The organism is Ferrovibrio sp. GW821-FHT12E11, assembly GCF_058806975.1.
In genome coordinates this window covers 238,308-260,362 of the sequence record NZ_JBXAQG010000001.1, presented here as the reverse complement: position 1 = coordinate 260,362, position 22,055 = coordinate 238,308, and the positions used below count along the sequence as shown (strand labels likewise).

At 65.3% G+C, this 22,055-nt stretch carries 22 protein-coding genes; 11 read left to right on the top strand and 11 right to left on the bottom strand.

Features of this window, described 5'->3' with window-relative positions:
• Positions 1-134: 134 nt before the first annotated feature.
• Entirely contained in the window at positions 135-941 is an 807-nt protein-coding gene (gene otnI / locus AC1ROT_RS01335) for a 2-oxo-tetronate isomerase (protein ID WP_492996960.1), read from the bottom strand.
• Between the two features lie 121 nt (positions 942-1,062).
• On the opposite strand from otnI, the gene AC1ROT_RS01330 reads away from it, so the two are divergent.
• Genes AC1ROT_RS01330 through AC1ROT_RS01315 form a run of 4 tightly spaced genes read left to right on the top strand, consistent with a single transcriptional unit; the run spans position 1,063 to position 4,609 of the window.
• Entirely contained in the window at positions 1,063-2,190 is a 1,128-nt protein-coding gene (locus AC1ROT_RS01330) for an ABC transporter permease (RefSeq protein WP_492996959.1), read from the top strand.
• Positions 2,190-2,993, top strand: a complete 804-nt coding sequence (locus AC1ROT_RS01325) for an ABC transporter ATP-binding protein (protein WP_492996958.1) — start codon at positions 2,190-2,192, stop codon at positions 2,991-2,993. The genes AC1ROT_RS01330 and AC1ROT_RS01325 overlap by 1 nt, the downstream gene beginning before the upstream one ends.
• Before the next feature lie 6 nt (positions 2,994-2,999).
• Positions 3,000-3,986, top strand: a complete 987-nt coding sequence (locus AC1ROT_RS01320) for an MlaD family protein (RefSeq protein ID WP_492970534.1) — start codon at positions 3,000-3,002, stop codon at positions 3,984-3,986.
• A complete protein-coding gene (locus tag AC1ROT_RS01315; RefSeq protein WP_492996957.1) occupies positions 3,983-4,609 on the top strand; it encodes an ABC-type transport auxiliary lipoprotein family protein in 627 nt (208 codons plus the stop codon). The genes AC1ROT_RS01320 and AC1ROT_RS01315 overlap by 4 nt, the downstream gene beginning before the upstream one ends.
• A 6-nt stretch (positions 4,610-4,615) precedes the next feature.
• On the opposite strand, the gene gpt is transcribed toward AC1ROT_RS01315, so the two are convergent.
• The 5 genes from gpt to AC1ROT_RS01290 all read right to left on the bottom strand — a co-directional run bounded on the left by gpt (position 4,616) and on the right by AC1ROT_RS01290 (position 9,777).
• On the bottom strand, positions 4,616-5,134 hold the full coding sequence (gpt, locus tag AC1ROT_RS01310) for a xanthine phosphoribosyltransferase (protein WP_492970536.1): 519 nt from the start codon (positions 5,132-5,134) through the stop codon (positions 4,616-4,618).
• A gap of 1 nt (position 5,135) precedes the next feature.
• Positions 5,136-5,600: an acyl-CoA thioesterase gene (locus AC1ROT_RS01305; RefSeq protein ID WP_492970537.1), complete on the bottom strand. Its 465-nt coding sequence runs from the start codon at positions 5,598-5,600 to the stop codon at positions 5,136-5,138.
• 98 nt (positions 5,601-5,698) lie between these two features.
• Positions 5,699-7,111, bottom strand: a complete 1,413-nt coding sequence (gene boxB / locus AC1ROT_RS01300) for a benzoyl-CoA 2,3-epoxidase subunit BoxB (RefSeq protein WP_492996956.1) — start codon at positions 7,109-7,111, stop codon at positions 5,699-5,701.
• Between the two features lie 12 nt (positions 7,112-7,123).
• Positions 7,124-8,803, bottom strand: coding sequence for a 2,3-epoxybenzoyl-CoA dihydrolase (gene boxC / locus AC1ROT_RS01295; protein ID WP_492996955.1), 1,680 nt, complete (start codon positions 8,801-8,803; stop codon positions 7,124-7,126).
• Between the two features lie 71 nt (positions 8,804-8,874).
• Positions 8,875-9,777 (bottom strand): helix-turn-helix transcriptional regulator, encoded by a 903-nt coding sequence (locus AC1ROT_RS01290; protein ID WP_492970540.1) that lies wholly within the window; start codon positions 9,775-9,777, stop codon positions 8,875-8,877.
• Between the two features lie 87 nt (positions 9,778-9,864).
• Here AC1ROT_RS01290 and AC1ROT_RS01285 point away from each other — a divergent pair, with 87 nt between their 5' ends.
• From AC1ROT_RS01285 to AC1ROT_RS01270, 4 genes are all read left to right on the top strand, one after another.
• Complete coding sequence (locus AC1ROT_RS01285; protein ID WP_492970541.1) at positions 9,865-10,332, top strand: flavodoxin domain-containing protein; 468 nt, start codon at positions 9,865-9,867, stop codon at positions 10,330-10,332.
• 54 nt (positions 10,333-10,386) lie between these two features.
• Positions 10,387-11,937 carry a benzoate-CoA ligase family protein gene (locus AC1ROT_RS01280; RefSeq protein ID WP_492996954.1) on the top strand — a complete coding sequence of 517 codons (1,551 nt, stop codon included), beginning with the start codon at positions 10,387-10,389 and terminating at the stop codon, positions 11,935-11,937.
• Between the two features lie 6 nt (positions 11,938-11,943).
• Entirely contained in the window at positions 11,944-12,747 is an 804-nt protein-coding gene (locus AC1ROT_RS01275; RefSeq protein WP_492996953.1) for an alpha/beta fold hydrolase, read from the top strand.
• A gap of 130 nt (positions 12,748-12,877) precedes the next feature.
• Positions 12,878-13,312: a response regulator gene (locus AC1ROT_RS01270; RefSeq protein WP_492970544.1), complete on the top strand. Its 435-nt coding sequence runs from the start codon at positions 12,878-12,880 to the stop codon at positions 13,310-13,312.
• Positions 13,313-13,321: 9 nt separating this feature from the next.
• On the opposite strand, the gene AC1ROT_RS01265 is transcribed toward AC1ROT_RS01270, so the two are convergent.
• On the bottom strand, positions 13,322-13,693 hold the full coding sequence (locus AC1ROT_RS01265) for a response regulator (RefSeq protein WP_492996952.1): 372 nt from the start codon (positions 13,691-13,693) through the stop codon (positions 13,322-13,324).
• Positions 13,694-13,695: 2 nt separating this feature from the next.
• Complete coding sequence (locus AC1ROT_RS01260; RefSeq protein WP_492996951.1) at positions 13,696-15,273, bottom strand: sensor histidine kinase; 1,578 nt, start codon at positions 15,271-15,273, stop codon at positions 13,696-13,698.
• A gap of 208 nt (positions 15,274-15,481) precedes the next feature.
• On the opposite strand from AC1ROT_RS01260, the gene AC1ROT_RS01255 reads away from it, so the two are divergent.
• Complete coding sequence (locus tag AC1ROT_RS01255; protein ID WP_492970547.1) at positions 15,482-16,540, top strand: Fe(3+) ABC transporter substrate-binding protein; 1,059 nt, start codon at positions 15,482-15,484, stop codon at positions 16,538-16,540.
• A gap of 137 nt (positions 16,541-16,677) precedes the next feature.
• A complete protein-coding gene (locus AC1ROT_RS01250) occupies positions 16,678-16,986 on the top strand; it encodes a hypothetical protein (protein WP_492996950.1) in 309 nt (102 codons plus the stop codon).
• A gap of 9 nt (positions 16,987-16,995) precedes the next feature.
• Here the strand turns inward: AC1ROT_RS01250 and AC1ROT_RS01245 are convergent, their stop codons facing one another.
• From AC1ROT_RS01245 to AC1ROT_RS01235, 3 genes are read right to left on the bottom strand one after another with little or no spacing between them, the layout of a single operon-like run.
• Positions 16,996-18,300, bottom strand: a complete 1,305-nt coding sequence (locus AC1ROT_RS01245) for a hypothetical protein (RefSeq protein WP_492996949.1) — start codon at positions 18,298-18,300, stop codon at positions 16,996-16,998.
• 30 nt (positions 18,301-18,330) lie between these two features.
• On the bottom strand, positions 18,331-19,878 hold the full coding sequence (locus AC1ROT_RS01240; protein WP_492996948.1) for a tetratricopeptide repeat protein: 1,548 nt from the start codon (positions 19,876-19,878) through the stop codon (positions 18,331-18,333).
• A 25-nt stretch (positions 19,879-19,903) separates the two neighbouring features.
• Entirely contained in the window at positions 19,904-21,598 is a 1,695-nt protein-coding gene (locus AC1ROT_RS01235; protein WP_492996947.1) for an ABC transporter permease, read from the bottom strand.
• 190 nt (positions 21,599-21,788) lie between these two features.
• Between AC1ROT_RS01235 and AC1ROT_RS01230 the strand changes: the two genes are divergently transcribed.
• Positions 21,789-22,052, top strand: a complete 264-nt coding sequence (locus AC1ROT_RS01230) for a hypothetical protein (RefSeq protein ID WP_492970552.1) — start codon at positions 21,789-21,791, stop codon at positions 22,050-22,052.
• Positions 22,053-22,055: the final 3 nt, after the last annotated feature.

The following is a 22,055-nucleotide window of genomic DNA, read 5'->3' as shown; positions in this document are numbered from 1 at the left end:
CGTCTATGCATACGCCGCTGCTCAAGGGCCTGTCAGAGCCCAGTTTTACCGGAAACCACCCACACGTCAGGTTGAGAGTTGATAACAAATAACCGTCTGAAGAGGCAAAACCGGGCGCGCAGCCGGCAGCCGCCCTACGGAGCCGGCCGGGGCTTTGGCGGCACCACGCCGTAGTCGCGGATCCAGGACAGGCTGTCGGCGGTCGCCCCCGCGGGACGGTATTCGCAGCCGATCCAGCCGTCGTAGCCCAGGGCGTCGAGCTGGCGGAAAATGAAGCCGTAGTCGATCTCGCCGTTGCCGGGCTCGCGGCGGTCGGGCGGATTGGCGATCTGCACATGGCCGATCACCGGCATCTGGCGGGCGATGCGCTTTGCCAGATCGCCGTGAATGATCTGCGCATGATAGACATCGAACTGCAGGCGCAGGTTGGAAGCCCCCACCTCCTGGATCACCCGCTCGGCGAAATCGAAATCGCTCAGGAAGAAACCCGGCACGTCGCGCTGGTTGATCGGTTCGATCATCAGGGTGATGCCGGCACCACCGGCCTGCTGTGCCGCCCAGGCCAGGTTGTCCATGTAGCAGGCTTCCATGGCCCGGCGGTCGGCCTTGGGCGTCTGCAGTCCGGCCACCACATGGATCTGCCGGCAGCGCAGCGCCTCGGCATATTCGAAGGCGCGCGCCATGCTGGCGCGGAAGTCCTGGCGGCGATCGGGCAGGGAGGCCAGCCCGCGTTCGCCGGCCGGCCAGTCGCCCGGGGGCGCGTTGAACAGCGCGACCTGTAAACCGGCATCGCGGACGGCAGCGGCCACGGCGGCGGCGCTGTGGTCGTAGGGGAACATGAATTCCACGGCCTGGAAGCCCTGGGCAGCCGCGGCCGCGAAGCGGTCGAGGAAGGGCTCGTCCTGGAACAGGAAACTCAGGTTCGCGGCGAAACGCGGCATCTCTCGGCCCCCCGGCCCGTTGAACCCGATCTGTCACCGGGCGTTGGTTTTCCGAGACTGTCATTTCTGCTAACTGTTGAGCAAGTCTTCTTCTTTTCCCTGTCCCAGTCCAAGGACCCCCATGCCCGACGGCATCCTGCAGGCGGAACGTGACGGCGGCCGGTTGCGGCTCAGCGCCAGCGGCGCCTGGACCCTGCCGAGCGCCGGCGCCCTGCTGGCCAGCATCGAGGGCCTCCAGGCCGGCGGCCTGCGGCAGGCGGTGCTGGAGGCCGGCGGCATCAGGCGGCTGGACACCGCCGGCGCGGTGCTGCTGCACCGGGTGGAGGCGGCGCTGGCCCGCCAGGGCGTGCAGCTCGACTGGAGCGGCCTGAAGCCCGAGCACAAGACCCTGGTCGACTATGTGCGTGCCTGCGACGCCACGGTGCCGATGCGGCCGCAGGCCGGCAGCGGTGCGCTCGCCCTGATCGCCTATCTCGGCTGGCTCACGGTGTTCTTCGGGCGCGAGGCGCTGCGCTTCATCGCCTTCATCGGTCAGGTCACCCTGACCATGACGCGGCTCGGCTGGCAGCCGCAGCGCCTGCGCTTCACATCCGTGGTGCATCACATGGAGCAGGTAGGGCTGAAGGCGATCCCTATCGTCGGGCTGCTGTCCTTCCTGATCGGCATGGTGATGGCCTACCAGGGCGCCAGCCAGCTGCAGCGCTTCGGCGCGCAGATCTTCGTGGTCGACCTCATCAGCATCTCGGTGCTGCGCGAACTCGGCGTGCTGCTCACCGCCATCCTGATCGCCGGCCGTTCGGGCAGCGCCTTCACCGCGCAGATCGGCAGCATGAAGGTGAACGAGGAAATCTCGGCCATGCGCACCCTGGGCCTCGACCCCATCGAGGTGCTGGTGCTGCCGCGTGTCTTCGCCCTGCTGTTGACCCTGCCAGTGCTGGGCTTCTTCGCCGATATCATGGGCCTGCTGGGCGGCGCGCTGATGGCGTGGAACACGCTGGGTATCGATCCGTTCCTGTTCTTCAACCGCCTGCACGAGGGCAACGCGCTGCGCCATTTCACGCTCGGCATCGTCAAGGCGCCGGTATTTGCCGTGCTGATCGCCCTGGTCGGCTGCTACGAGGGCCTGCGCGTCAAGCATGACGCCGAGAGCGTCGGCCGGCTGACCACGCGCTCGGTGGTGCAGTCGATCTTCCTGGTCATCGTCTTCGATGCCCTGTTCTCCATCGTCTTCAGCCTGCTGGGTCTGTGATGCCAGAAACAGCCAAGACTGAAGAAAAGGATGTCGTCATTTCGGTGCGTGGCCTGGTCAACCGCTTCGACGGCCCTGCGGTACACGATGGCCTCGATCTCGATGTCTATCGTGGCGAGGTGCTGGGGGTGGTCGGCGGCTCGGGCACCGGCAAGTCGGTGCTGTTGCGCAGCATCATCGGGCTCAACCACACGCGTGGCGGCAGCATCCGGCTGCTGGACACCGATATGATCGCCGGCAAGCCCGATGACCTGCGCGCCGTGCGCCAGCGGTTTGGCGTGCTGTTCCAGGATGGCGCGCTGTTCTCGTCGCTGACGGTGGCGCAGAATATCCAGGTGCCGCTGAAGGAATTCTACGACCTGCCGCAGGACCTGCTGGACGAGATCGCGGCGGCGAAAGTCCATATGGTCGGCCTGCCGGCCGATGCGGCGGGCAAGTTTCCCGCCGAGCTGTCGGGCGGCATGCGCAAACGCGCCGGTCTGGCGCGGGCGCTGGCGCTCGATCCGGAAGTCGTGTTCTTCGACGAGCCGACCGCCGGCCTCGATCCCATCGGCGCGGCTGCCTTCGACCAACTGGTGCGCGACCTGCAGAAGGCGCTGGGGCTCACCGTGTTCATGGTGACCCACGATCTGGATTCCCTCTATGCCATCTGCGACCGCATCGCCGTTCTGGCCGAGAAGAAGGTGCTGCTGACCGGCCCGATGGATGTCATGCTGGCCGAGACGCATCCTTGGGTGGTCGAGTATTTCCATGGGCCGCGGGCCCGCGCCGCCGCCGTGACCGCGGCGCAGGACGAAAGGTAAAAGACAATGGAAACGCGTGCCAATCACCTGCTGATCGGCAGCTTCATGCTGGTCTTCCTGGTCGCCATCGTCACCTTCGTGCTGTGGCTGGCCAAGACCCAGAGCGACCGCGATGTCGCCCGCTACAATATCTTCTTCACCGGCTCGGTTGCCGGCCTCGGCGTCGGCGGCGACGTGCGGTTCAATGGCATCAAGGTCGGCAGCGTCACCCAGATCGTGATCGACCGCGAGGATACCAGCCGCGTGCGCGTGATCGCCGAGATCGGCGCCGACACGCCGGTGCGCCAGGATTCGATCGCCACCCTGCAGCTGCAGGGCATCACCGGCGTGTCCTTCGTGCAGATTTCGCCGGGCAGCCGCGGCGCGGCCATCCTGCCGGTGGTCAGCAGCAGCGATCCGAAGGACTATCCGGTGATCAACTCGAAATCCTCGGCCATCGAAGCGCTGGTGGAAGCGGCGCCCGAGCTGTTCCGTCGCGCCGCCCAGGTGCTGAGCGACGAGAACCTGGCCAACCTGAGCGGCGTGATCGCCGACCTGAAGACGGTGACCGGTTCGCTGGCCTCGCGCCAGGATTCGATCGGCCGCGCCATCGACAGCTTCGAGCGCACCAGCACCGACATCGCCAAGGTGGCGGCTGCCGCCGGCGACATCGCCGGCAAGCTGGACGGCCTGATCCGCGAGGCCGAACGCACCTTCCAGCAGACCAACAGGATGCTGGATGGCGATGCGACGGCGGCGCTGGCCGATGCGCGCGGCGCCATGAAGAACCTGAACGCCACGCTGGCCGAACTGCGCGCCATGGCGGAAGAGAACCGGGCGCCGCTGAATGCGATCACCACCGATGGCTTCGGCGAGTTCCGACGCTTCGTGGCCGAGGCGCGCAATCTGGTGATGAGCCTGTCGCGCGTGGCGCAGCGCCTGGAAGACGATCCGAGCGCGGTGCTGTTTGGCAACCGCGACGCCGAATACCGAACCGAGGGAGGCCGCCGATGAAGGCGACACTGACACGACGCGGCCTGGTGCTGGCCGGCGCCAGCCTGCCGCTGGCCGCCTGCGGCGGCCTGATCCCGCAGGCGCCGCCGTCCAACCTCTACACCCTGTCGCCCAAGACCACCTTCCGCGGCGACCTGCCGAAGGTGGATTTCCAGCTGGTGGTGGAGGAGCCCTATGCCGCCGGCGGGCTGGATAACCATCGCATCGCAATCTACACCACGCCGTTCGAGGTGAAGTATTACGCCGAGGCGCGCTGGGCCGAGCGGGTGCCACGCATGGTGCAGACCCTGCTGGTCGAAAGCTTCGAGAATACCGGCAGGATCGTTTCGGTTGGCCGCCAGTCGGTCGGCCTGCGCTCGGACTTCAACCTGAAGAGCGAGCTGCGCGAATTCCAGGCCGAGCTGAAGGAAGGCACCGTGCCGGAGGTGCTGGTGGGGCTGAATGCCAAGCTGGTCAGCCAGACGCGGCACCAGATCGTCGCCTCGGCCAATTTCGACCGTCGGGTGAAGGCAAAAGGTGCGGGCCTGCCGGCTGTGGTGGAAGCCTTCGACGAGGCGCTGGGCTACGTGCTGCGCGAGACCGTGCAGTGGTCGCTGACCAACATGCGCAAGGATGTGCTGTAACGGACCTTACAGCCCGCTGCGCAGTTCGACGATCGGCTTGGACATCACGGCTTCGGTGTCCCAGGGAAACAGGATCCAGGTATCCTGGCTCACTTCGGTGATGTAGCTGTCGACCATCGGCCGGCCCGACGGCTTGGCATAGATGGTGGCGAAATGCGCCTTGGGCAGCAGCTGGCGCACGGCCTTGGCCGTGACGCCGGTATCCACCAGGTCGTCGACGATCAGCCAGCCTTCGCCCTGATCGGGGAGTGCGGCGGTGGCGTCCTTCAGGATGTTGACCTTGGAGCCGCGCTCCAGCTCGTTATAGGTGGAGCAGGAGATGGTCTCGATCACGCGCACGTTCAGTTCGCGCGCCACGATGGCCGCCGGCACCAGGCCGCCACGGGTGATGGCGACGATGCCCTTGTACTTGCCGCCATTGGCCTGCGCCGCATCGAGCAGGCGCCAGGCCAGCGCCTTGCAGTGACGATGCAGCTCTTCCCAGGAGACGGGGAAGAATTTGGTGTAGCCATGGGTCTCGGTCATCTCAGGCTCCCGGCGCCGTTGTGGCCTGGCGGTAGGCTTCCATGGGAGTGCGGACCATGTCCGGGATCTCCACGGATTTCAGAATTTTCTCGTCGACGATGCAGGAGACATGGGTCGCGGTGAAGCAGACCTCGCCGGCGGCGTTCCGTCCCTTGATATCGAAGGTGATGGTGGAGCGACTGATCTTCTCGATGCGCAGCTCGACCGTGAAGGGATCGCCGCCTTTGAGGGCGCGCTGGAAGTCCAGCCTGGTGCTGACCGTGGGGGCGCCGAGGCCGAATTCCTTGTGCAGGCGCAGGAACCAGACGCCCACCACTTCGCGCCAGAAGGCCTCCAGCGTCTCCATCACATAGTCGAGGAACTGCGTGGTGTAGACCATGCCGGCCGGGTCGCATTCGCCCCACTGCACGATGCGCGGGACGGCGAAGGGCCGGTCAGGGGTATAGGCGGGTTTTGAATCGCTCATGGGGGCGGATGATACGGAGGCCGCCGGGCAAAAAAAAGGGCGTCCGCTGGGGATTCGGACGCCCGGTTGGTCTGGGAGACTTGTCTGGGAGGGAACCCTTACGCGCGGACGTACTCGAAATCGACCGCCTGGTTGTTGATGCCGCGGGCCGGCGGCGCGATCCAGCCGGCGAATTTGCCGATCTCGGTCACCGGCTTCATCAGGCTGATGACATAGAGGCGGTCGTCCTCGGTGGGCAGCCAGTCATGATGCTTGGCGTCCCATTCGGCCTGGCTGACGATGCGGCCCTGCGGATCGACGCGCAGCTCGGCGAACTGGCCGATCTGGCGGTGGAAGGCGCGGTGCGGAATCTTCAGCTCGAAGTCGATGCCATGGCGCTTGATCACCTGGTTCCAGCGCATCACGCCGCGGGCGCAGTCGGCCACGTAATCGTCGCGCAGGCGCTCGTTGAGCGAGACCAGGGCGGCCTCTTCCTTGTCGCGGAAGCCGTCGCCATGGGCTTCCAGCACCTTGTAGCTGGCATCGGTCAGCTTGTGGTCATCCTCGATGCGCATTTCATCGAAGCGGCCCTTGATGCCCATGGTGTAGTAGTTGGCGGCGTTGGTGGAGATTTCCGAGCCGAAGAGATCGACCGAGACCGAGAAGTGGAAGTTCAGATACTTCTGCAGGGTCGGCAGGTCGATCACGCCATACTTGCGCACGTCGTCGGTCTTGAAGTCGCGCATGACTTCGCAGGTGCGCTGGATCACGCGGCTGATGCCGGTCTCGCCCACGAACATGTGGTGGGCTTCTTCCGTAAGCATGAAGCGGCAGGTGCGTGACAGCGGATCGAAGCCGCTCTCCGCCAGCGAGGCGAGCTGGAACTTGCCATCGCGGTCGGTGAAGAAGGTGAACATGAAGAAGCTGAGCCAGTCCGGCGTCGCCTCGTTGAAGGCGCCGAGGATGCGCGGCTTGTCGTCATCGCCCGAGCGGCGCTGCAGCAGGGCTTCGGCTTCCTCGCGGCCGTCGCGGCCGAAATGGGCGTCCAGCAGGTAGACCATGGCCCAGAGATGGCGGCCTTCCTCCACGTTGACCTGGAACAGGTTGCGCATGTCGTAGAGCGAGGGGCAGGTCTGGCCGAGCAGACGCTGCTGTTCCACCGAGGCCGGCTCGGTATCGCCCTGGGTGACGATCAGGCGGCGCAGCACGCCGCGATATTCGCCGGGCACTTCCTGCCAGGCGTCTTCGCCCTTGTGGTCGCCGAAGTTGATCTTGCGGCCGGCTTCCGGCTCGGCGAGGAAAATGCCCCAGCGGTAATCGGGCATCTTCACATAGCCGAACTGCGCCCAGCCCTGGCTGTCGACGCTGGTGGCGGTGCGCAGGTAAGCCTCGCGGGCCTGGAAGCCGGCGGGGCCCATGTCGCCCCACCAGTCGAGGAATTTCGGCTGCCAGTCTTCCAGCGCGCGCTGCAGGCGGCGGTTGTCCGAGAGATTGACGTTGTTCGGAATGCGGGACGTGTAGTCGATAGCCATGGTCGATCTCCCTTACACGCGTTTGCGGTCGTAGGCGGCGCGCTGGCCGGTGCCGTACTGCTTGAGCGCGCCCTGTTCGCCAACAGCGTTGGGACGCTGGAAAATCCAGTTCTGCCAGGCGGTGAGGCGACCGAAGATCTTGGTCTCCATGGTCTCCGGGCCGCCGAAGCGAAGCGAGGCTTCCATGCCTGTCAAAGCATCGGGCGAGAAGGCGGCGCGTTCCTCAATGGCGATGCGCACCTCGTCGTCCCAGTCGATGTCGTCGGGCGTGAAGGTGACGAGGCCGGCTTCGTCGGCCGCTTCGGCATCCAGGTCTTCGCCGATCTGCTTCTTGATGCTGTCGACGCGGCTGAGATCATCCAGGTTGCGGCTGGCGATGCGGCTGAGGCCGTTGCCCATCGGATAGGCGCCGAAGTTCAGGCCGGTCAGGCGCAGTGTGGCCGGCGGGCGGTTGTCGCCTTCCATCTGGCCGTCCAGCATGTAGGAGCGGTCCGCGGCCGCCACCAGTTCGAACAGCGTGCCGGTGAAGCAGGAGCCCGGTTCGACCAGCGTGAAGATCGAGCGCGAGGAGACATCGACGCGCTTGAACACGCGCTTGAGGAACAGGCGGGTCTCGCGCACCAGCCAGTTGGTTTTATAGCGCTCGAGGACGTCATCATAAGCCGCGACCAGGTCGGCATCGCCCTGGCTGCGGAACACCCACATGCCCACGGTCTCTTCGTTGGTGCGCAGATGCAGGATCAGGTCGTCCATCTCGCGGGCGAAGGCCAGCGACCAGAACTGGTCGCCCTGGGCCTGGATCGCCTCGGCGGTGGCTGGCGGTGCGGCCTTGGGGCCCTGCACGGTGATCTCCGCGATGCCTTTGGCACGGTCGATCTTGGCCTCGACATGGCTGTAGCTGATGCGGTCGCCATCGATCTTGCGGTTCAGCGGGGTGAGCGCAATCCCTTTCGCGTCAACCGGGCGGTCGGACTTCGCCGCCATCTCCAGCGCGCGTTCGCGCATGGCGTCATTCAGCTTGGTGCGTGGCACGACTTCATCGACCAGGCGCCAGTCGACGGCGCGCTTGCCCTTGATGCCTTCCTCGATGGTGCAGAAGAAATCGGCGCGGTCGCGGCGCACCATGCGCTTGTCGACCAGGCGGGTGAGGCCACCGGTGCCCGGCAGCACGGCCAGCAGCGGCACTTCCGGCAGCGAGACCGAGGTGTTGCCGTCATCGGCCATCAGGATGTAGTCGGCGGCGAGCGCCAGTTCGTAGCCGCCACCGGCGCAGGGGCCGTTCACGGCGGCGATATAGGTCTGCTTCGATTCCGCGGTGGCGTCTTCGATGCCGTTGCGGGTCTCGTTGGTGAATTTGCAGAAGTTGACCTTCCAGCCATGGGCCGACTGGTTGAGCATGCGGATATTGGCGCCGGCGCAGAAGATGCGCTCCTTGCCGGAGGTCAGGATCACCGAGCGGATTTCGGGATGCTCGAAGCGCAGGCGCTGGATCGCGTCATGCAGCTCGATATCGACGCCGAGATCGTAGGAATTGAGCTTCAGTTCGTAGCCGGGGCGGAGACCGCCATCTTCCTTCACATCCATCGCCAGCGTGGCGACCGGACCGTCGAAGGTCAGCTTCCAATGCTTGTACTGGGCGGGCGCGGTGCGGAAATCCACCGGAGCATGGGTGCCGTTGCGTTGTTCGGCCATTGGGGCAATCCTCCCTGAACTGTTTCTGCATTATAATGCATAATCGGGAGGCCGCAAGAACTATCTTGCAGTTATTCGGCCGCCTCCCGGGCCAGCCAGGCCGGATGGGCCTTCAGGGCGGCTGCGAGGTCGGCCCCGGCCTGCACCACGGATTTGCCGGCGGTGTCGAAGGCCATGTCGGCGCGGGCATAGAGGGCTTCGCGCTGGGTCAGGATGCGGCGCAGGTCGGCCATGGCTTCCGACTGGCCGGCGATCGGCCGCATGTCGCCTTGCGCAACCACACGGCCCATATGCTCCTCGGGTGCGGCCTTCAGCCAGATGGTGAAGCAGTGGGTGAGCAGATGCGCATAGGTGCCGGGTTCGGACGGCAGGCTGCCGCCGGTGGCGATCACCTTCGGCGCGGGATCGGCGGTGACGCGTTCCAGCGCGCGACGCTCGAAGCGGCGATAGGCCGACTGACCGTAGAGATCGAAAATCTCGTTCAGCGACAGCCCGGCTTCGATCTCGATTTCCTTGGCCATTTCGACAAAGTGGAGTCCGAATGCTTCGGCGAGTTGCTTTCCCAGCGTGGTCTTACCGGCGCCGCGCAGGCCGGTCAGCGCAATATGGCGCTTGATCCCCGGCGACACGCCGAAGCGGTCACGCACGAAGCTTTGCAGTTCCTGCAGCTGTTCGGTGGAGAGGTCTTCGATCTGGCGCAGCAGCAGGGCCTGGTCGATGCCGATCTGGGCGCGGTCGCCGAGGAAATCGGTGATCGGCAGATCCATGGCGCGGGCGATCTGGCGCAGCAGCAGGATGGAGATATTGCCGGCGCCGCCTTCGAGCTGGGCCAGGTAGCGCTCGGAAACGCCGGAATCCTTTGCCAGAATCTTGCGGCTCATGCCGCGCCGGGCGCGGGCATTGCGAACGCGTTCCCCCACCACCTGCAGGAAGGCGGTGTCTTCGGGGGTGGTTTTGTCCCGCGTTTCACTCATGAGATGCACTATAGTGCAATTTGCACTGGAGCGCCAGAGATTGATGCGTTATAGTTCGGGCTGGATCGTGTTGAGGAAGGGTAGTCCATGCAGGTTTCGATTCTGGTCGGCACCATGACCGGCACCGCCGAGCTGGTGGCTGGCGACATCAAGAAGACGCTGGAGGGCAAGGGCCACGGCGTCGACATCCTGCTGATGGACAATCTGAAAGCCGACGTGTTCCAGCGTCCGGGCGCCTTCCTGATCGTCACCTCGACCTACGGCCAGGGCGACGTGCCCGACAATGCCCGCGATTTCCTCGCCGACCTGCTGGCGGTACGGCCCGATCTGACCGGCAAGTATGTCGGCATCATCGGCCTGGGCGACACGACCTATCAGGACACCTTCAACCACGGCGGCAAGCAGTTCGAAGACGCGGTGCGCAGCCTCAATGCCTCTGTGGTGGGCGAGCGCATGCAGCATAACGCTTCGGGCGGCACGCTGCCGGAAGACGACGGCATGGCCTGGGCGGTGGAATGGGCCGATCAGGTCGCACCGCTGGCCAAGGCCGCATAAACGTCCGCATCAAGCGGGCGGCAAAAAAACAAAGATATTCCCCGGGAGGAAATCATGCCGCGCTTTCTCGAGCTGCCGCGGCGGTATAACGCCGCGACCCATTTTGTCGACCGCCATATCGCCGAGGGCCGCGGGGCGAAAACCGCCTTCATCGACGACAAGGGCCGCTATACCTATGCCGAGCTGCTGGCCCGGGTGAACCGCGCCGGCAATCTTCTCAGGGCCCAGGGCGTGCAGCCGGAGCAACGCGTGCTGATCGCGCTGCTGGACGGCATCGATTTCCCGGCGATGTTCTTCGGCGCGATGAAGATCGGCGCCGTGCCGGTACCGGTCAACACGCTGCTCACCACGCCGGACTACGACTTCATGCTGCGCGACAGCCGCGCCGTGGTGCTGGTGGTATCCGACGCACTGATGGAGCGCTTCCGTCCGATCATTTCCGATCAGCCCTATCTGCAGAAGGTGCTGATCTCGGGGCAGGTGCCGCCGACGGTGACGCCGCTGACCAAACTGATGGAGGAACAGTCCGATCAGCTTGAAGCGGCAGCCACCACGCCGGACGATATCGGCTTCTGGCTCTATTCCTCGGGCTCGACCGGTTCGCCCAAGGGCACCATCCATCTGCATGGCGATCTGGTGCATACCGCCGTGCTGTACGGCGAGGATGTGCTGGGCATCCGGGAAGACGATGTGGTCTTCTCGGCGGCGAAACTGTTCTTCGCCTATGGCATGGGTAATGCCATGACCTTTCCGCTGCAGGTCGGCGCCACCGGCGTGCTGATGGCCGAACGGCCGACGCCGGCTGCGGTGATGAAGCGGCTGAAGGAGCACCAGGCGACGATCTTCTACGGCGTGCCGACGCTGTATGCGGGTATCCTGGCCGACAGCGGCATCAACAAGGACAGCGGTTCGGCGAAGCTGCGGCGCTGCGTCTCGGCCGGCGAGGCGCTGCCCGAGGATATCGGCAAGCGCTGGGAAAAGCTGTTCGGCGTGGAGATTCTCGACGGTATCGGCTCGACTGAGATGCTGCATATCTTCCTCTCCAACCGGCCCGGCGAAGTGCGCTATGGCACCACCGGCAAGGCCGTGCCGGGCTATGACCTGCGCGTGGTGGGCGAGGACGGCAAGGAGTCCGCGCCCGGTGAGATCGGCGAACTGCTGGTCAGCGGGCCGTCCTGCGCGGTGGCCTACTGGAACAACCGCGCCAAGAGCCTGAACACCTTCCAGGGTCCGTGGACGCGCACCGGCGACAAGTATGTCTGCGACAAGGACGGCTATTACACCTATGCCGGCCGCAGCGACGACATGCTGAAGGTCAGCGGCATCTGGGTCTCGCCGTTCGAGGTCGAGTCCGCGCTGCTGGCCAATCCGAAGGTGCTGGAAGCCGCGGTCGTCGCCCATGCCGATACCGACGAGCTGGTGAAGCCGAAGGCCTATGTGGTGCTGAAGGCGGAATTCGTGGCGGGAGAGGCGCTGGTCGGCGAGCTGCAGATGTTCGTCAAGGATCGCCTCGCGCCCTACAAATATCCGCGCTGGATCGAGTTCGTGCCCGAGTTGCCGAAGACGGCGACCGGCAAGATCCAGCGTTTCAAGCTGCGGCGCTGACCGCTCATGCCGGCGGGCCTGCAGACGGTCGAGACCTCAGCCGGTCGTATCGAGTATCGCTGGGTCGGGCATCGTGGCTCCGCCCTGCATGATGCATCTTTGCCGGTGCTGGTCTTCCTGCATGAAGGCCTGGGCTGCGTCGCGCTGTGGAAGGACTTTCCCGACCAGATGGCGCAGGCCACCGGCCTGCCGGCGCTGGTCTACAGCCGCATCGGCTATGGCGGCTCGGATGCCTGCACACTGCCGCGCCCGCTGACCTACATGCATGCAGAAGGCGAGGCAGTGCTGCCCGAACTGCTGTCGGCGCTCGGCGTGCAGCGTCATATCCTGGTCGGTCATTCCGATGGCGCATCGATTGCGCTGATCAACGCCGGTTCCGGTGAACGTCCCGGCCTGCTCGGCGTTGTCGCCATGGCGCCGCATGTCTTCTGCGAAGAGATTTCCGTCACCTCGATCCGCGCCGCCGGCAAGGCCTATGCCGAGGGCGACCTGCGGGCGCGGCTGGTGAAGTATCACGGCGTGAATGTCGACAATGCCTTCCGCGGCTGGTGCGATGCCTGGCTCGATCCGGCCTTCATGCGCTGGAATATCGAGGGCTATGTCGACCGCATCGGCGTGCCGGTGCTGGTGATCCAGGGCGAGGACGACGAATACGGCACGGCTGCCCAGGTGGAGAGCATCGCCCGGCGCGTCACCGGCGGGGCGGAAGCCCTGATGCTGCCGGCCTGCGGCCACAGCCCGCAGCGCGATCAGCCCGACGCCAGCCTGCGTGCGATTAGCGCATTCTGCCGGCGAATCATCGCGGCCTGACTATCCTTACAGACGAGTGCAGTGGGCCCACTGCGACGTCTGGCTGCAGTCGGGGATATATGCTTGTGCTGGTCGTCGCTTTTTGTCTAATTCTAGTTGCATGCGAATGATTTTTAACTAAATAGGTTTTATGAGCGAGAGCATTCCCCAGCCCAGCGCCAAGCCGCATGCCGACCGTATTCTGGTGGTCGATGACCATCGCGAATTCGGCGAGTTCGTGCAGCGCGTGGCTGAAAAGGCGGGCTTTGCCGTCACCGTGGTCGATACGGCCGAGGCCTTCCGCGAACTCTATCCGCAGGTCCTGCCGGCCATTGTCTGCCTCGATATCGTGATGCCGATGGAAGATGGCATCGAGCTGATCACCTGGCTGGCGCGCGAGCGCGCCGCGGCGGCAATTTTCATCATCACCGGCCATGATCCGTCCTTTGCGCGGGCGGCCGTGGAGATCGGTCGCAGCCGCGGCCTCAATATCGCCGGCGTGCTGCAGAAGCCGGTATCGCTCTCCACCCTGCGCGATATCCTGCAGGCGACACGCGCCGATGCCGGCCGGCTCGCCGCCGACTGATCCGTAAAATCAGGATGCCTTGAGCGCCGCTGCGATCTTGACCAGCAGGCGCGCCATATCGACAGGCTTGGTATCGTAATCGATACAACCGGCGGCCAGACTGCGTTCGCGGTCGGTGGCCAGGGCATGGGCGGTCAGTGCGATCACCGGAATGACGGCAGTGGCCGGGTCCGCCTTCAGGCGCCGGGTCGTCTCCAGTCCGTCGATGCCGCTGCCCAGACCGATATCCATCAGGATCAGGTCGGGTTGCATGAAGGGTGTCAGTTCCAGGGCTTCCTCGCCGGTGATGGCGTAATCCACGCTGAAGCCGCGCTTGAGCAGCCGGCGGCCCAGCATGTCGCGGTTGAGGGCATTGTCCTCGACAATCAGCACCCGGGTCATGGTCAGACCATGGCCGCGGTCATGTCGACCCGCGCCGGCAGGACAATGGTGAAAACGGCGCCGGCGCCCTGGGCCGACTGCAGGGTGATGTCGCCGCCGAGCAGGCGGATCAGCCGGCGGCTCAGGGCCAGGCCCAGACCGGTGCCGCCGTGATGGCGCGAGACATTGCTGTCGCCGCGGTTGAAATCCTCGAAGATCGCTTCGTGATGCTCGGCAGCAATGCCGATACCGGAATCGCGCACGGCAATCTCGATCCAGTCGGTATCGTCGCGGCGGAAGGAACGGGTGGCGATGGTCACCGTGCCGTTTTTGGTGAACTTGCCGGCATTGCTGAGCAGGTTGATGATCGCCTGTCGCAGCTTGGTGACGTCGGTATCAAGCTGGGTGATGCCGCCCTGGTGCTCGACGATCCAGGTGTTGCCGTTCTGCTCCAGTATGCGGCGGCAGACGGTGATCGAGTCGTCCAGCAGGTCGCCGAGCTGGGCGCGCTCGATGGCGATTTCCATCTTGCCCGCCTCGATTTTCGACAGATCGAGGATGTCGTTGATGAGGGCGAGGATATGCTTGCCGGCGGTGTGGATCTTTTCCAGGTCGCCGGTACCGTCATCATTGCCCGCTTCACGGGCTTCCTCGATCAGGATTTCGCTGTAGCCGATCACGGCATTCAGCGGCGTGCGCAATTCATGGCTCATGCTGGCGAGGAATTCGGTCTTGGCGTTGCTGGCGCGCTCGGCGCGGTGCTTGGCTTTCAGCAGTTCCACGGTGCGCTCGGCGACCATCATCTCCAGGTTTTCGTTCTGCTGCCGCAGCCGTACGGCTTCAGCCTGGGCGCGGTTGGCCAGCGTTTCATCCACCATGGCCGCCAGCAGGCCGAGCGACAGGATGACGAAGGAGGCGGCGGCGACCGAGATGGCCAGCAGTTCGGGCGGAATGCCCTCAGGCGCATCCAGCGCGCCATGGCGGGGTATGAAGCTGGCGGCAGCCATGCCGGTGTAATGCATGCCGGCGACCGCCACGGTCATCAGCACGGCGGCCACCAGCTTGAAGGGCAGGGATTTCGACTGCTGCGACAGCCAGAGCGCAGCGGTGGCGGCCACGATGGCGATCAGGATCGACAGCACCACCAGGCCGGAATGCCATTGCAGCTCGGCGCCCATCTGCATTGCCGCCATGCCGGTATAATGCATGGCGTTGACGCCCAGGCCGGTGATGCAGCCGGCCAGCAGCAGTCCCGGCAGGCGGGTATCGCGAAAGGCGACGAAGCCCATACCGAAGCCGACGACGGCGATCGCGACCAGCATCGACAGGATGGTCAGGCCGGCGTGATAGCGCACCGGCATGCCCAAATCGAAGGCCAGCATGGCGACGAAATGCATGCTCCAGATGCCACCGCCGAGCGCAATGGCGGTAGCGGCGAGCCAGCCGTAACGGGCCGGGCCGCTGCTGACTTTCAGGCGCCCGGCGAGACTGAGGGCGGTGAAGCCGGCGAAAAAGATGACCGCCAGGGACAGCAGGACCAGTTCGAGCTGGTAGGCCTCCTGCAGCGGGATCGACAGGTATTGCGGATTGGCGGCTGGCATGGCTGGTCCGGATGATCCTATCGCGGTGATACAGCAACTCGCGGAGCCGCCGAAGATTTTTTTGCTGTGCCGGCGGCCGGCCGGAGGGCGATTCCCTGAACAAGTTTATGTGATTTTTACTCTCACTTGCAGGCCCGCGAGCGCGGTGGTAGCGTCTGGCACTGCAAGTCATTCGCATAAACACAAACAAAACCGTCCAGGAGCCATCATGCTCAAGATTCCGACTCCCTTCGCTGTTGCGCGCCGCGCCGCCCTGCTGGGTGCGCTGGCTGGCGCCGTTCTGGTCGCCCTGCCGGGCCTGGCCGTCGCGCAGGACAAGGTGCTGAACCTGTATTCCTCGCGCCATTACGACACCGATGAGGCGCTATACGAGAATTTCACCAAGGCGACCGGCATCAAGATCAACCGTCTGGAAGCCGGCGAGGACCAGTTGCTGCAGCGCCTGAAGGCCGAGGGCGACAAGAGCCCGGCCGACGTGCTGATCACTGTCGATGCCGGCCGCCTCTGGCGCGCCCAGGAACAGGGCCTGCTGCAGCCGCTGAAGAACGCCGCCCTGGAAAAGGCGATCCCGGCGCATCTGCGCGAGGCCGAGGGCCACTGGTTCGGCTTCTCCAAGCGCGCCCGAATCTTCGTGGTCAACAAGGACAAGGTGAAGCCGGGCGAGCTGACCCGTTATGAGGATCTGGCCGATCCGAAGTGGAAGGGCCGCCTGCTGATCCGCTCGTCGACCAATGTCTACAACCAGTCGATTGTCGGCTCGATGATCGCCACGCTGGGCGAACCGGCCACCGAAATCTGGGCCAAACATGTGGTGCAGAATTTCGCCCGCGCGCCCAAGGGCGGCGACACCGACCAGATCAAGGCGGTGGCGGCCGGCGAGGGCGATGTGGCGCTCTCCAACACCTATTACTTCGCCCGCCTGCTGAATTCGTCGAAGGCGGAAGACAGGGCGGTGGTGGCCAATCTGGCGGTGATCTTCCCCAACCAGGGCGATCGCGGCACCCATATCAACATCAGCGGCGCCGGCATTGCCAAGTATTCGCCGAACAAGGCGAATGCCATCAAGTTCCTCGAATACCTCGCCTCGGCGCAGGCGCAGACCTATTTCGCCAAGGGCAACTACGAGTTCCCGGTGATCGCCAATGTGCCGCTGCACCCGGTGATCGCCTCCTGGGCGGAATTCAAGGAAGACCAGATCAACGCCGCGGTGTTCGGCCGCAACAACGAGGCGGCCCTCAAGCTGATGGACCGGGCCGGCTGGAAGTAACCGGGCCGGCTGGAAGTAACCGGGCCGGCCGGAAATATCCGGTCATCGGTCACAATGGATGAAGGGCGGGGTTTTCCCCGCCCTTTTTCGTTGCTACATGCAGGCGACGACAATCCGCTGCAACAGGACAGGCTGCCATGACCCAGGCGCGAAACCGGACCTTGATGATGCTGGCGGCGATGCTGGTCTTTTCCTTCGGCGGCGGCCTGATCGGCGGCTATTTCGGCAGCCAGCAGGTGCTGCGCGGCCAGAGGGCCGAGAATGCCCGGCTGCAGGACAGCATCGATCGCGTGTCGAGCGCCACCGTCAACGCCATCACCTCGCTGGCGACGGATACGGAAATCGTCGCGGCCGACATCGTGGAGCTGAGCAACCGGCTGGATGCGCTGGAGGTCAAGGCCAGCGACATGAGCGAAAGCATGGATGCCGCCGCCGCCCGGCGCTGACGCCGCGACTCAGTCGTTGGCTTCCAGCTTGCGCATCGCTGCGGTGACCATGGGATTGCGCGTATCCAGCCTGCTCAGGCTGCCATGCAGCACTTGGCGCAGCGATTCCGGGTTGCTCACTTCCATCGGCGTCCAGAAGCGTCGGCTGGCACGGAAAAAGCCCACTTCATCCAGGAACGAGACGCCGAAGTAATAGGCTTCCGGCGCGCTGTCATAGGGCATCTCGTCGAAGCTGCCATCGGCATTGACCGAAACGCTGAGCGAGCGCGCCAGCATGATAGTCAGTTCGGCGGCGCAGCGGGCCCGCTGTTCCGCAGTCATATGCGGCCAGGCGCGGCGCAGCAGGCGCGCCACGTCATAGGCATGGTGGTTGTTCTGGGTGCCCTGGTCGCGCCAGCCATAGGGGTAGCGCGCGGTGCGGATGGCAAACAGCGTGTCGGCCAGTTCCTTCATATGCGGTGGATCGTTGGGGCGGTAGCTGATCGCATGGAAGGTGATGCTGAGATCGTTGGTCTTGCGCACCTCGCCATCGACCAGATACCAGGCGCCCCAGAATCCGGTTTCCGGATTCTGGGCGCGGTTGTCGAGGAAATCGAGCAGCGTGTCGGCCAGCGCCTTCACCGGAATCGTCTTGGGCAGCAGCGCCGCTACCTCCGGCATGAAGAACAGCTGCGCCAAGCCGGTGATGGTGAGGTTGAGTTCCTTGCGGTTGTCGATGCCGTTCCGCGCCACGTCGGAGATCAGCAGGCTTTCCAGCCGGTCGCGCAGTTTCTGCGGCGTATCCACCGGCGCCAGGAAGCCGAGCGCATGCTGCGGCATCTTTCCGGCATGGGCCAGTTCCTTCAGCGGATCGACGCTGGCATGCATGCGCAGATACCAGGCCGTGAAACAGCCGCCCCAGGACCCGTCCTCGGCCGACTGCTGGAAGGCATCGTCCTGGGCCGGGTTGCCCAGGCTGGCGCGCAACGCGTCGAGGCGGCGGCGGATCGCGGCGGTGTCGTTGGTGTAATTGATGAGGTCGCGGGCTTCGCTCAGGATCTGCGTCGAGCAGAGCGGTTCGTGACCGGCATGACCGCGGGCGACGATCTCATCGCGCAGCTGGCGGAATTCCGGACCGAAGCGGCCGTTCATCTCGCGCTTGAACGGCGAGGTCGGAATATAGTTGGGCACAAAGCGGTAATGGATCGGCGTCGGCCGGCTGACCAGCGGCGAGGGCTGCGCCACGCTCCATTCCGGCCGCACCACGGTGACCATGGCGCCGCCGATCAGCAACGCGCAGCCGATGGCGGCGGCAATGGTAAGGCGGCGCTTCATGTCGATCGATCCCGCGTTTGCCGAAGGATATCAGGCCCGCTGTGACAGCACCATGAAACAGGGTACCGGCTGGCCCATTTCCTCGCGGCCATGGGTGTCTTCGAAGCGCAGGATGGTGAAGCCGGCCTGTTCCAGCGTCCGGCGCACATAGGCGGCGTCATGCTGGTAACGGCCAGTGGGACCGAGACGGTAGCCGGCGGCCGGCATCTCGCCGGTGGCGGCTTCCACCGTGAAGGCAAGCAGGCCCTGCGGATTGCTGCGTGCGGCGATGGCCTGGAAGCTGGGTTCCAGTGCGCCGAAATAGCAGAACACGTCGGCAGCCACGGTGACGTCGTAGCGCTCGTTGCCCCTGGCGAGGAAGGCGCCCAGTTCTTCCTGGCGCAGATCGCTGTACAGCCCGCGCGCCTGCGCCTTGGCCAGCATGCCGCCACTGAGATCGACGCCCACCAGCTTTTTCGCCAGCGGCTTGAGGAAGGGCGCGCACAGGCCGGTGCCGCAGCCGGCATCGAGAATGGTCAGGCTGCTGCGGCCATCCAGCGCATTCTTGACATGGCCGCAGATCATTTCCGGCACGCGATAGCCCAGATTGCCCAGCGTGGTCTCGAAATCGCCGGAGAAGCGGTCGAAGGTTTCGCGCACATAGTCGTCGCCGGCGCGCTCGGGCGCCTGTTCGCCGAGCGCTGCCGCGGCCATATGCTGCGCCACCGGATCGTTCGGGCTCACCTGCTGCCAGCGCAGCGCGAAGTCGCGGGCCTTGTCGCGGTTGCCTTCGCGGATCAGGCCGTAGAGCATCTCGCCCATGTGATACTGCAGCATGGTGTCCTTCGGCGCTGCCGCCAGCGCGCGGAAGGTGACTTCGGCGCCCTCGACATAGCGGCCGACCTTGTACAGCGCCAGCGACAGGTTCTTCAGCGCCTGCGGATGCTCGGGCACCAGGCCCACCACGGTCAGGCTGGTTTCGATGGCGCCGGCGAAGTTGTTGCGCGCCAGCAGCAGGCCGGCGAGGTTGGCATGGGCATCGGCATAGGCCGGCTCCAGCTCGACGGCGCGGCGATAGGCGGCTTCGGCCTCATCGGGACGATCGGTGTCGCGGAGCGCGTTGCCCAGGCTGAAATTGGCCTGCGCATAGGTCGGGTGCATGGCGATGGCGGTGCGATAGCTGGCGATGGCGCCGTCCATATCGCCGTTCTGCCGCAGGGCGACGCCGAGATTGAAATGCAGCAGCGCGCTGTCGGGGATATGCTTCAGGCCGGTGCGATAGGCTTCCAGCGCCTGGTTGATGCGGCCGTTGCGCAGATAGGTATTGCCGAGATGCACATGGGCTTCCAGGCCCAGCGGCGCCAGCTGGATCACCCGCTTGAAGGCCTGCACCGCCGGCTTGAAGTTGCCCATGGCGGCATGCAGCTGGCCCAGGCCATACCAGGCATCGGGACGGCCGGGAGCCGTCTTGACCAGATCCTGCAGCAGCGCCAGCGCACCCTCAGTCTGGCCCTGCGACAGCAGCGCATTCGCCACCATCAGCGGATCGCCGGGCTGCCCGCCCTGGGGCATGAGCGCGTCACTTACCGAATTTGCCATTTTTAAAAGCCTTGCAACGGACAGGTCACTCTTCGCCGGGTCGTGACCGGGCCACGGCGGCATGCAGCCAGATTACGGGAACCAGGCTGACTGCCACAATGATCAGCGCCCCGGTGGAGGCCTCGCTGAGACGCTCGTCACTGGCCAGTTGGTAAACCCGCACGGCCAAAGTGTCAAAATCGAAGGGCCGCACGATCAGCGTGGCAGGCAATTCTTTCAGGACATCCACGAAAATCAGCATCGCCGCCGTCATCAGGCTGCCGCGCAGCAGCGGGGCGTGAATCCGCCGCACCACGCCCAGCGGCGTCTGGCCCAGCACGCGGGCGGCCTGGTCCAGGCTGGGGCGAATCCGGTGCAGGCCGCCATCCACCGTGTTGAAGGCGACGGCGAGGAAGCGCACCAGATAGGCATAGAGCAGCGCCACCACCGTGCCGGTGAGCAGCAGGCCGGGGCCTTTGCCGAAGGCGGCCTCGGACCAGCGGTTGATCTGGTGGTCGAACATAGCGAGCGGCAGCAGTACGCCGATGGCGATCACCGAGCCCGGCACCGCATAGCCCATGGTGGCGAGCTGGATCAGCCAGTTCATGGCGCGATTGGGTGCCAGCCGGTTGGCATAGGCCAGCGCCAGCGCCACCACGATCAGCACCACGGCGGCGAGGCCGGCCAGCACGAAGCTGTTCAGTGTGAAGCCGGCGAGGCGGCCGATGCCGAACTGGTCGCCTTCGCCGATGGCCAGATGCAGCAGCCAGCCGCCGGGCAGCACGAAGCCGATGACGATCGGCAGCAGGCAGGCGAGGATCGCAGCCGTTGCGGCAACCGGTGTCAGCGGGCGCAGCGGCAGCGGCCGCGTGCGGGCCGAGGTGTGATGGAAGCGTTTGGCGTTGCGGCTGGCGCGTTCCAGCATCACGGCGGCCAGCACGAAGATCAGCAGCACGCCGGAAAGCTGCGCCGCAGCCGTGACGTCGCCCATGCCGAACCAGGTGCGATAGATCGCGGTGGTGAAGGTGGGTACGCCAAGCCAGCTGACAGCGCCGAACTCGGCCAGCGTCTCCATCAGCACCAGCGCCACGCCACCGGCGATCATCGGCCGCGCCAGCGGCAGCGCGATGCGGAAAAAGCGCTGCCAGGGACCGAGGCCCAGCGTGCGGCCGACTTCCAGCACGCAGATCGACTGGTCGAGGAAAGCGGCGCGCGCCAGCATGAAGACGTAAGGATAGAAGGCGAAGATGAACAGCGTCACCGCGCCCTGCAGCGACAGGAAATCGGGAAACCAGTAATCGCCGCGCTGCCAGCCGAACAGATGACGGAGGCCGGTCTGTACCGGGCCGGCGAATTGCAGCAGGTCGCTGTAGACGAAGGCGCTGACATAGGCCGGCATGGCCAGCGGCAGGAACAGCCCCCAGGACAGCCAGCGCCGGCCGGGGAATTCCGTCATGGTCACCAGCCAGGCGCAGCCGGTGCCGATCACCATGGCGCCAAAGCCGACACCGACCATCAGCACCGTGGTGTTGACCAGCATCTCGGGCAGCACAGTGGCGACCAGATGGCGCCAGACCTCGGCGGCGGGCTGACTGAGGTTCAGCAGGATGGCGAAGATGGGGGCCGCGATCACCACGGCGACCAGCATGGCGAACACGGTCCAGCCGCCGCCATGCCGGCCGCGCAGGCGCATGGCCGGCGCGACGGGGGGAGACGGCAGGGGAGCGGCGGTATCGGTCACGATGCTCGCAACGGCGGGTTGAAGGAGGCGGAAACGGATGCCTCTGCTTACGGCATTTGCAAGCTATTCGCAAATATCCGGAGGTCGTTTTCGGCCTCCGGCGCGAGGCATTCCGACGCGGCCTGTCATCACGCGATTGCCGGTTTGCCGCAGCTTACCTATGCTGGTTATCCAGGCAGGAGGGCAGGCAATGGCGGAGACGGCACGGTTCGCCCGCAATGGCCAGAACAGACCGAGCGATGCACAGCTGCGTTACCTGCGCCGTGGGCTGCGGCAGGCCGGCGGCAAGCTGCCGCTGTTCGACGAGCATGGCCAGCAGATCAGCACCCACACGATCCAGTCCTGCATCACGGCCGGCTGGGCCGAGCCCTGGTTCGAGAATCCGATCAAGCCCGACTGGCTGGTCTGCAAACTGACCCCGCAGGGGCGGGCCTTATTCGATATTCGTGGATAGTGA

Bases quoted from the DNA above. Each gene is read 5' to 3' on its own strand.
- AC1ROT_RS01320 (WP_492970534.1), top strand. From the start codon at position 3,000: ATGGAAACGCGTGCCAATCACCTGCTGATCGGCAGCTTCATGCTGGTC.
- boxB (WP_492996956.1), bottom strand. From the start codon at position 7,111: ATGGCTATCGACTACACGTCCCGCATTCCGAACAACGTCAATCTCTCG.
- AC1ROT_RS01290 (WP_492970540.1), bottom strand. From the start codon at position 9,777: ATGAGTGAAACGCGGGACAAAACCACCCCCGAAGACACCGCCTTCCTG.
- AC1ROT_RS01260 (WP_492996951.1), bottom strand. From the start codon at position 15,273: ATGCCAGCCGCCAATCCGCAATACCTGTCGATCCCGCTGCAGGAGGCC.
- boxC (WP_492996955.1), bottom strand. From the start codon at position 8,803: ATGGCCGAACAACGCAACGGCACCCATGCTCCGGTGGATTTCCGCACC.
- AC1ROT_RS01285 (WP_492970541.1), top strand. From the start codon at position 9,865: ATGCAGGTTTCGATTCTGGTCGGCACCATGACCGGCACCGCCGAGCTG.
- AC1ROT_RS01245 (WP_492996949.1), bottom strand. From the start codon at position 18,300: ATGAAGCGCCGCCTTACCATTGCCGCCGCCATCGGCTGCGCGTTGCTG.
- gpt (WP_492970536.1), bottom strand. From the start codon at position 5,134: ATGACCGAGACCCATGGCTACACCAAATTCTTCCCCGTCTCCTGGGAA.
- AC1ROT_RS01330 (WP_492996959.1), top strand. From the start codon at position 1,063: ATGCCCGACGGCATCCTGCAGGCGGAACGTGACGGCGGCCGGTTGCGG.
- AC1ROT_RS01305 (WP_492970537.1), bottom strand. From the start codon at position 5,600: ATGAGCGATTCAAAACCCGCCTATACCCCTGACCGGCCCTTCGCCGTC.
- AC1ROT_RS01275 (WP_492996953.1), top strand. From the start codon at position 11,944: ATGCCGGCGGGCCTGCAGACGGTCGAGACCTCAGCCGGTCGTATCGAG.
- AC1ROT_RS01250 (WP_492996950.1), top strand. From the start codon at position 16,678: ATGACCCAGGCGCGAAACCGGACCTTGATGATGCTGGCGGCGATGCTG.
- AC1ROT_RS01315 (WP_492996957.1), top strand. From the start codon at position 3,983: ATGAAGGCGACACTGACACGACGCGGCCTGGTGCTGGCCGGCGCCAGC.
- AC1ROT_RS01230 (WP_492970552.1), top strand. From the start codon at position 21,789: ATGGCGGAGACGGCACGGTTCGCCCGCAATGGCCAGAACAGACCGAGC.
- AC1ROT_RS01270 (WP_492970544.1), top strand. From the start codon at position 12,878: ATGAGCGAGAGCATTCCCCAGCCCAGCGCCAAGCCGCATGCCGACCGT.
- AC1ROT_RS01325 (WP_492996958.1), top strand. From the start codon at position 2,190: ATGCCAGAAACAGCCAAGACTGAAGAAAAGGATGTCGTCATTTCGGTG.
- AC1ROT_RS01240 (WP_492996948.1), bottom strand. From the start codon at position 19,878: ATGGCAAATTCGGTAAGTGACGCGCTCATGCCCCAGGGCGGGCAGCCC.
- AC1ROT_RS01265 (WP_492996952.1), bottom strand. From the start codon at position 13,693: ATGACCCGGGTGCTGATTGTCGAGGACAATGCCCTCAACCGCGACATG.
- otnI (WP_492996960.1), bottom strand. From the start codon at position 941: ATGCCGCGTTTCGCCGCGAACCTGAGTTTCCTGTTCCAGGACGAGCCC.
- AC1ROT_RS01280 (WP_492996954.1), top strand. From the start codon at position 10,387: ATGCCGCGCTTTCTCGAGCTGCCGCGGCGGTATAACGCCGCGACCCAT.
- AC1ROT_RS01255 (WP_492970547.1), top strand. From the start codon at position 15,482: ATGCTCAAGATTCCGACTCCCTTCGCTGTTGCGCGCCGCGCCGCCCTG.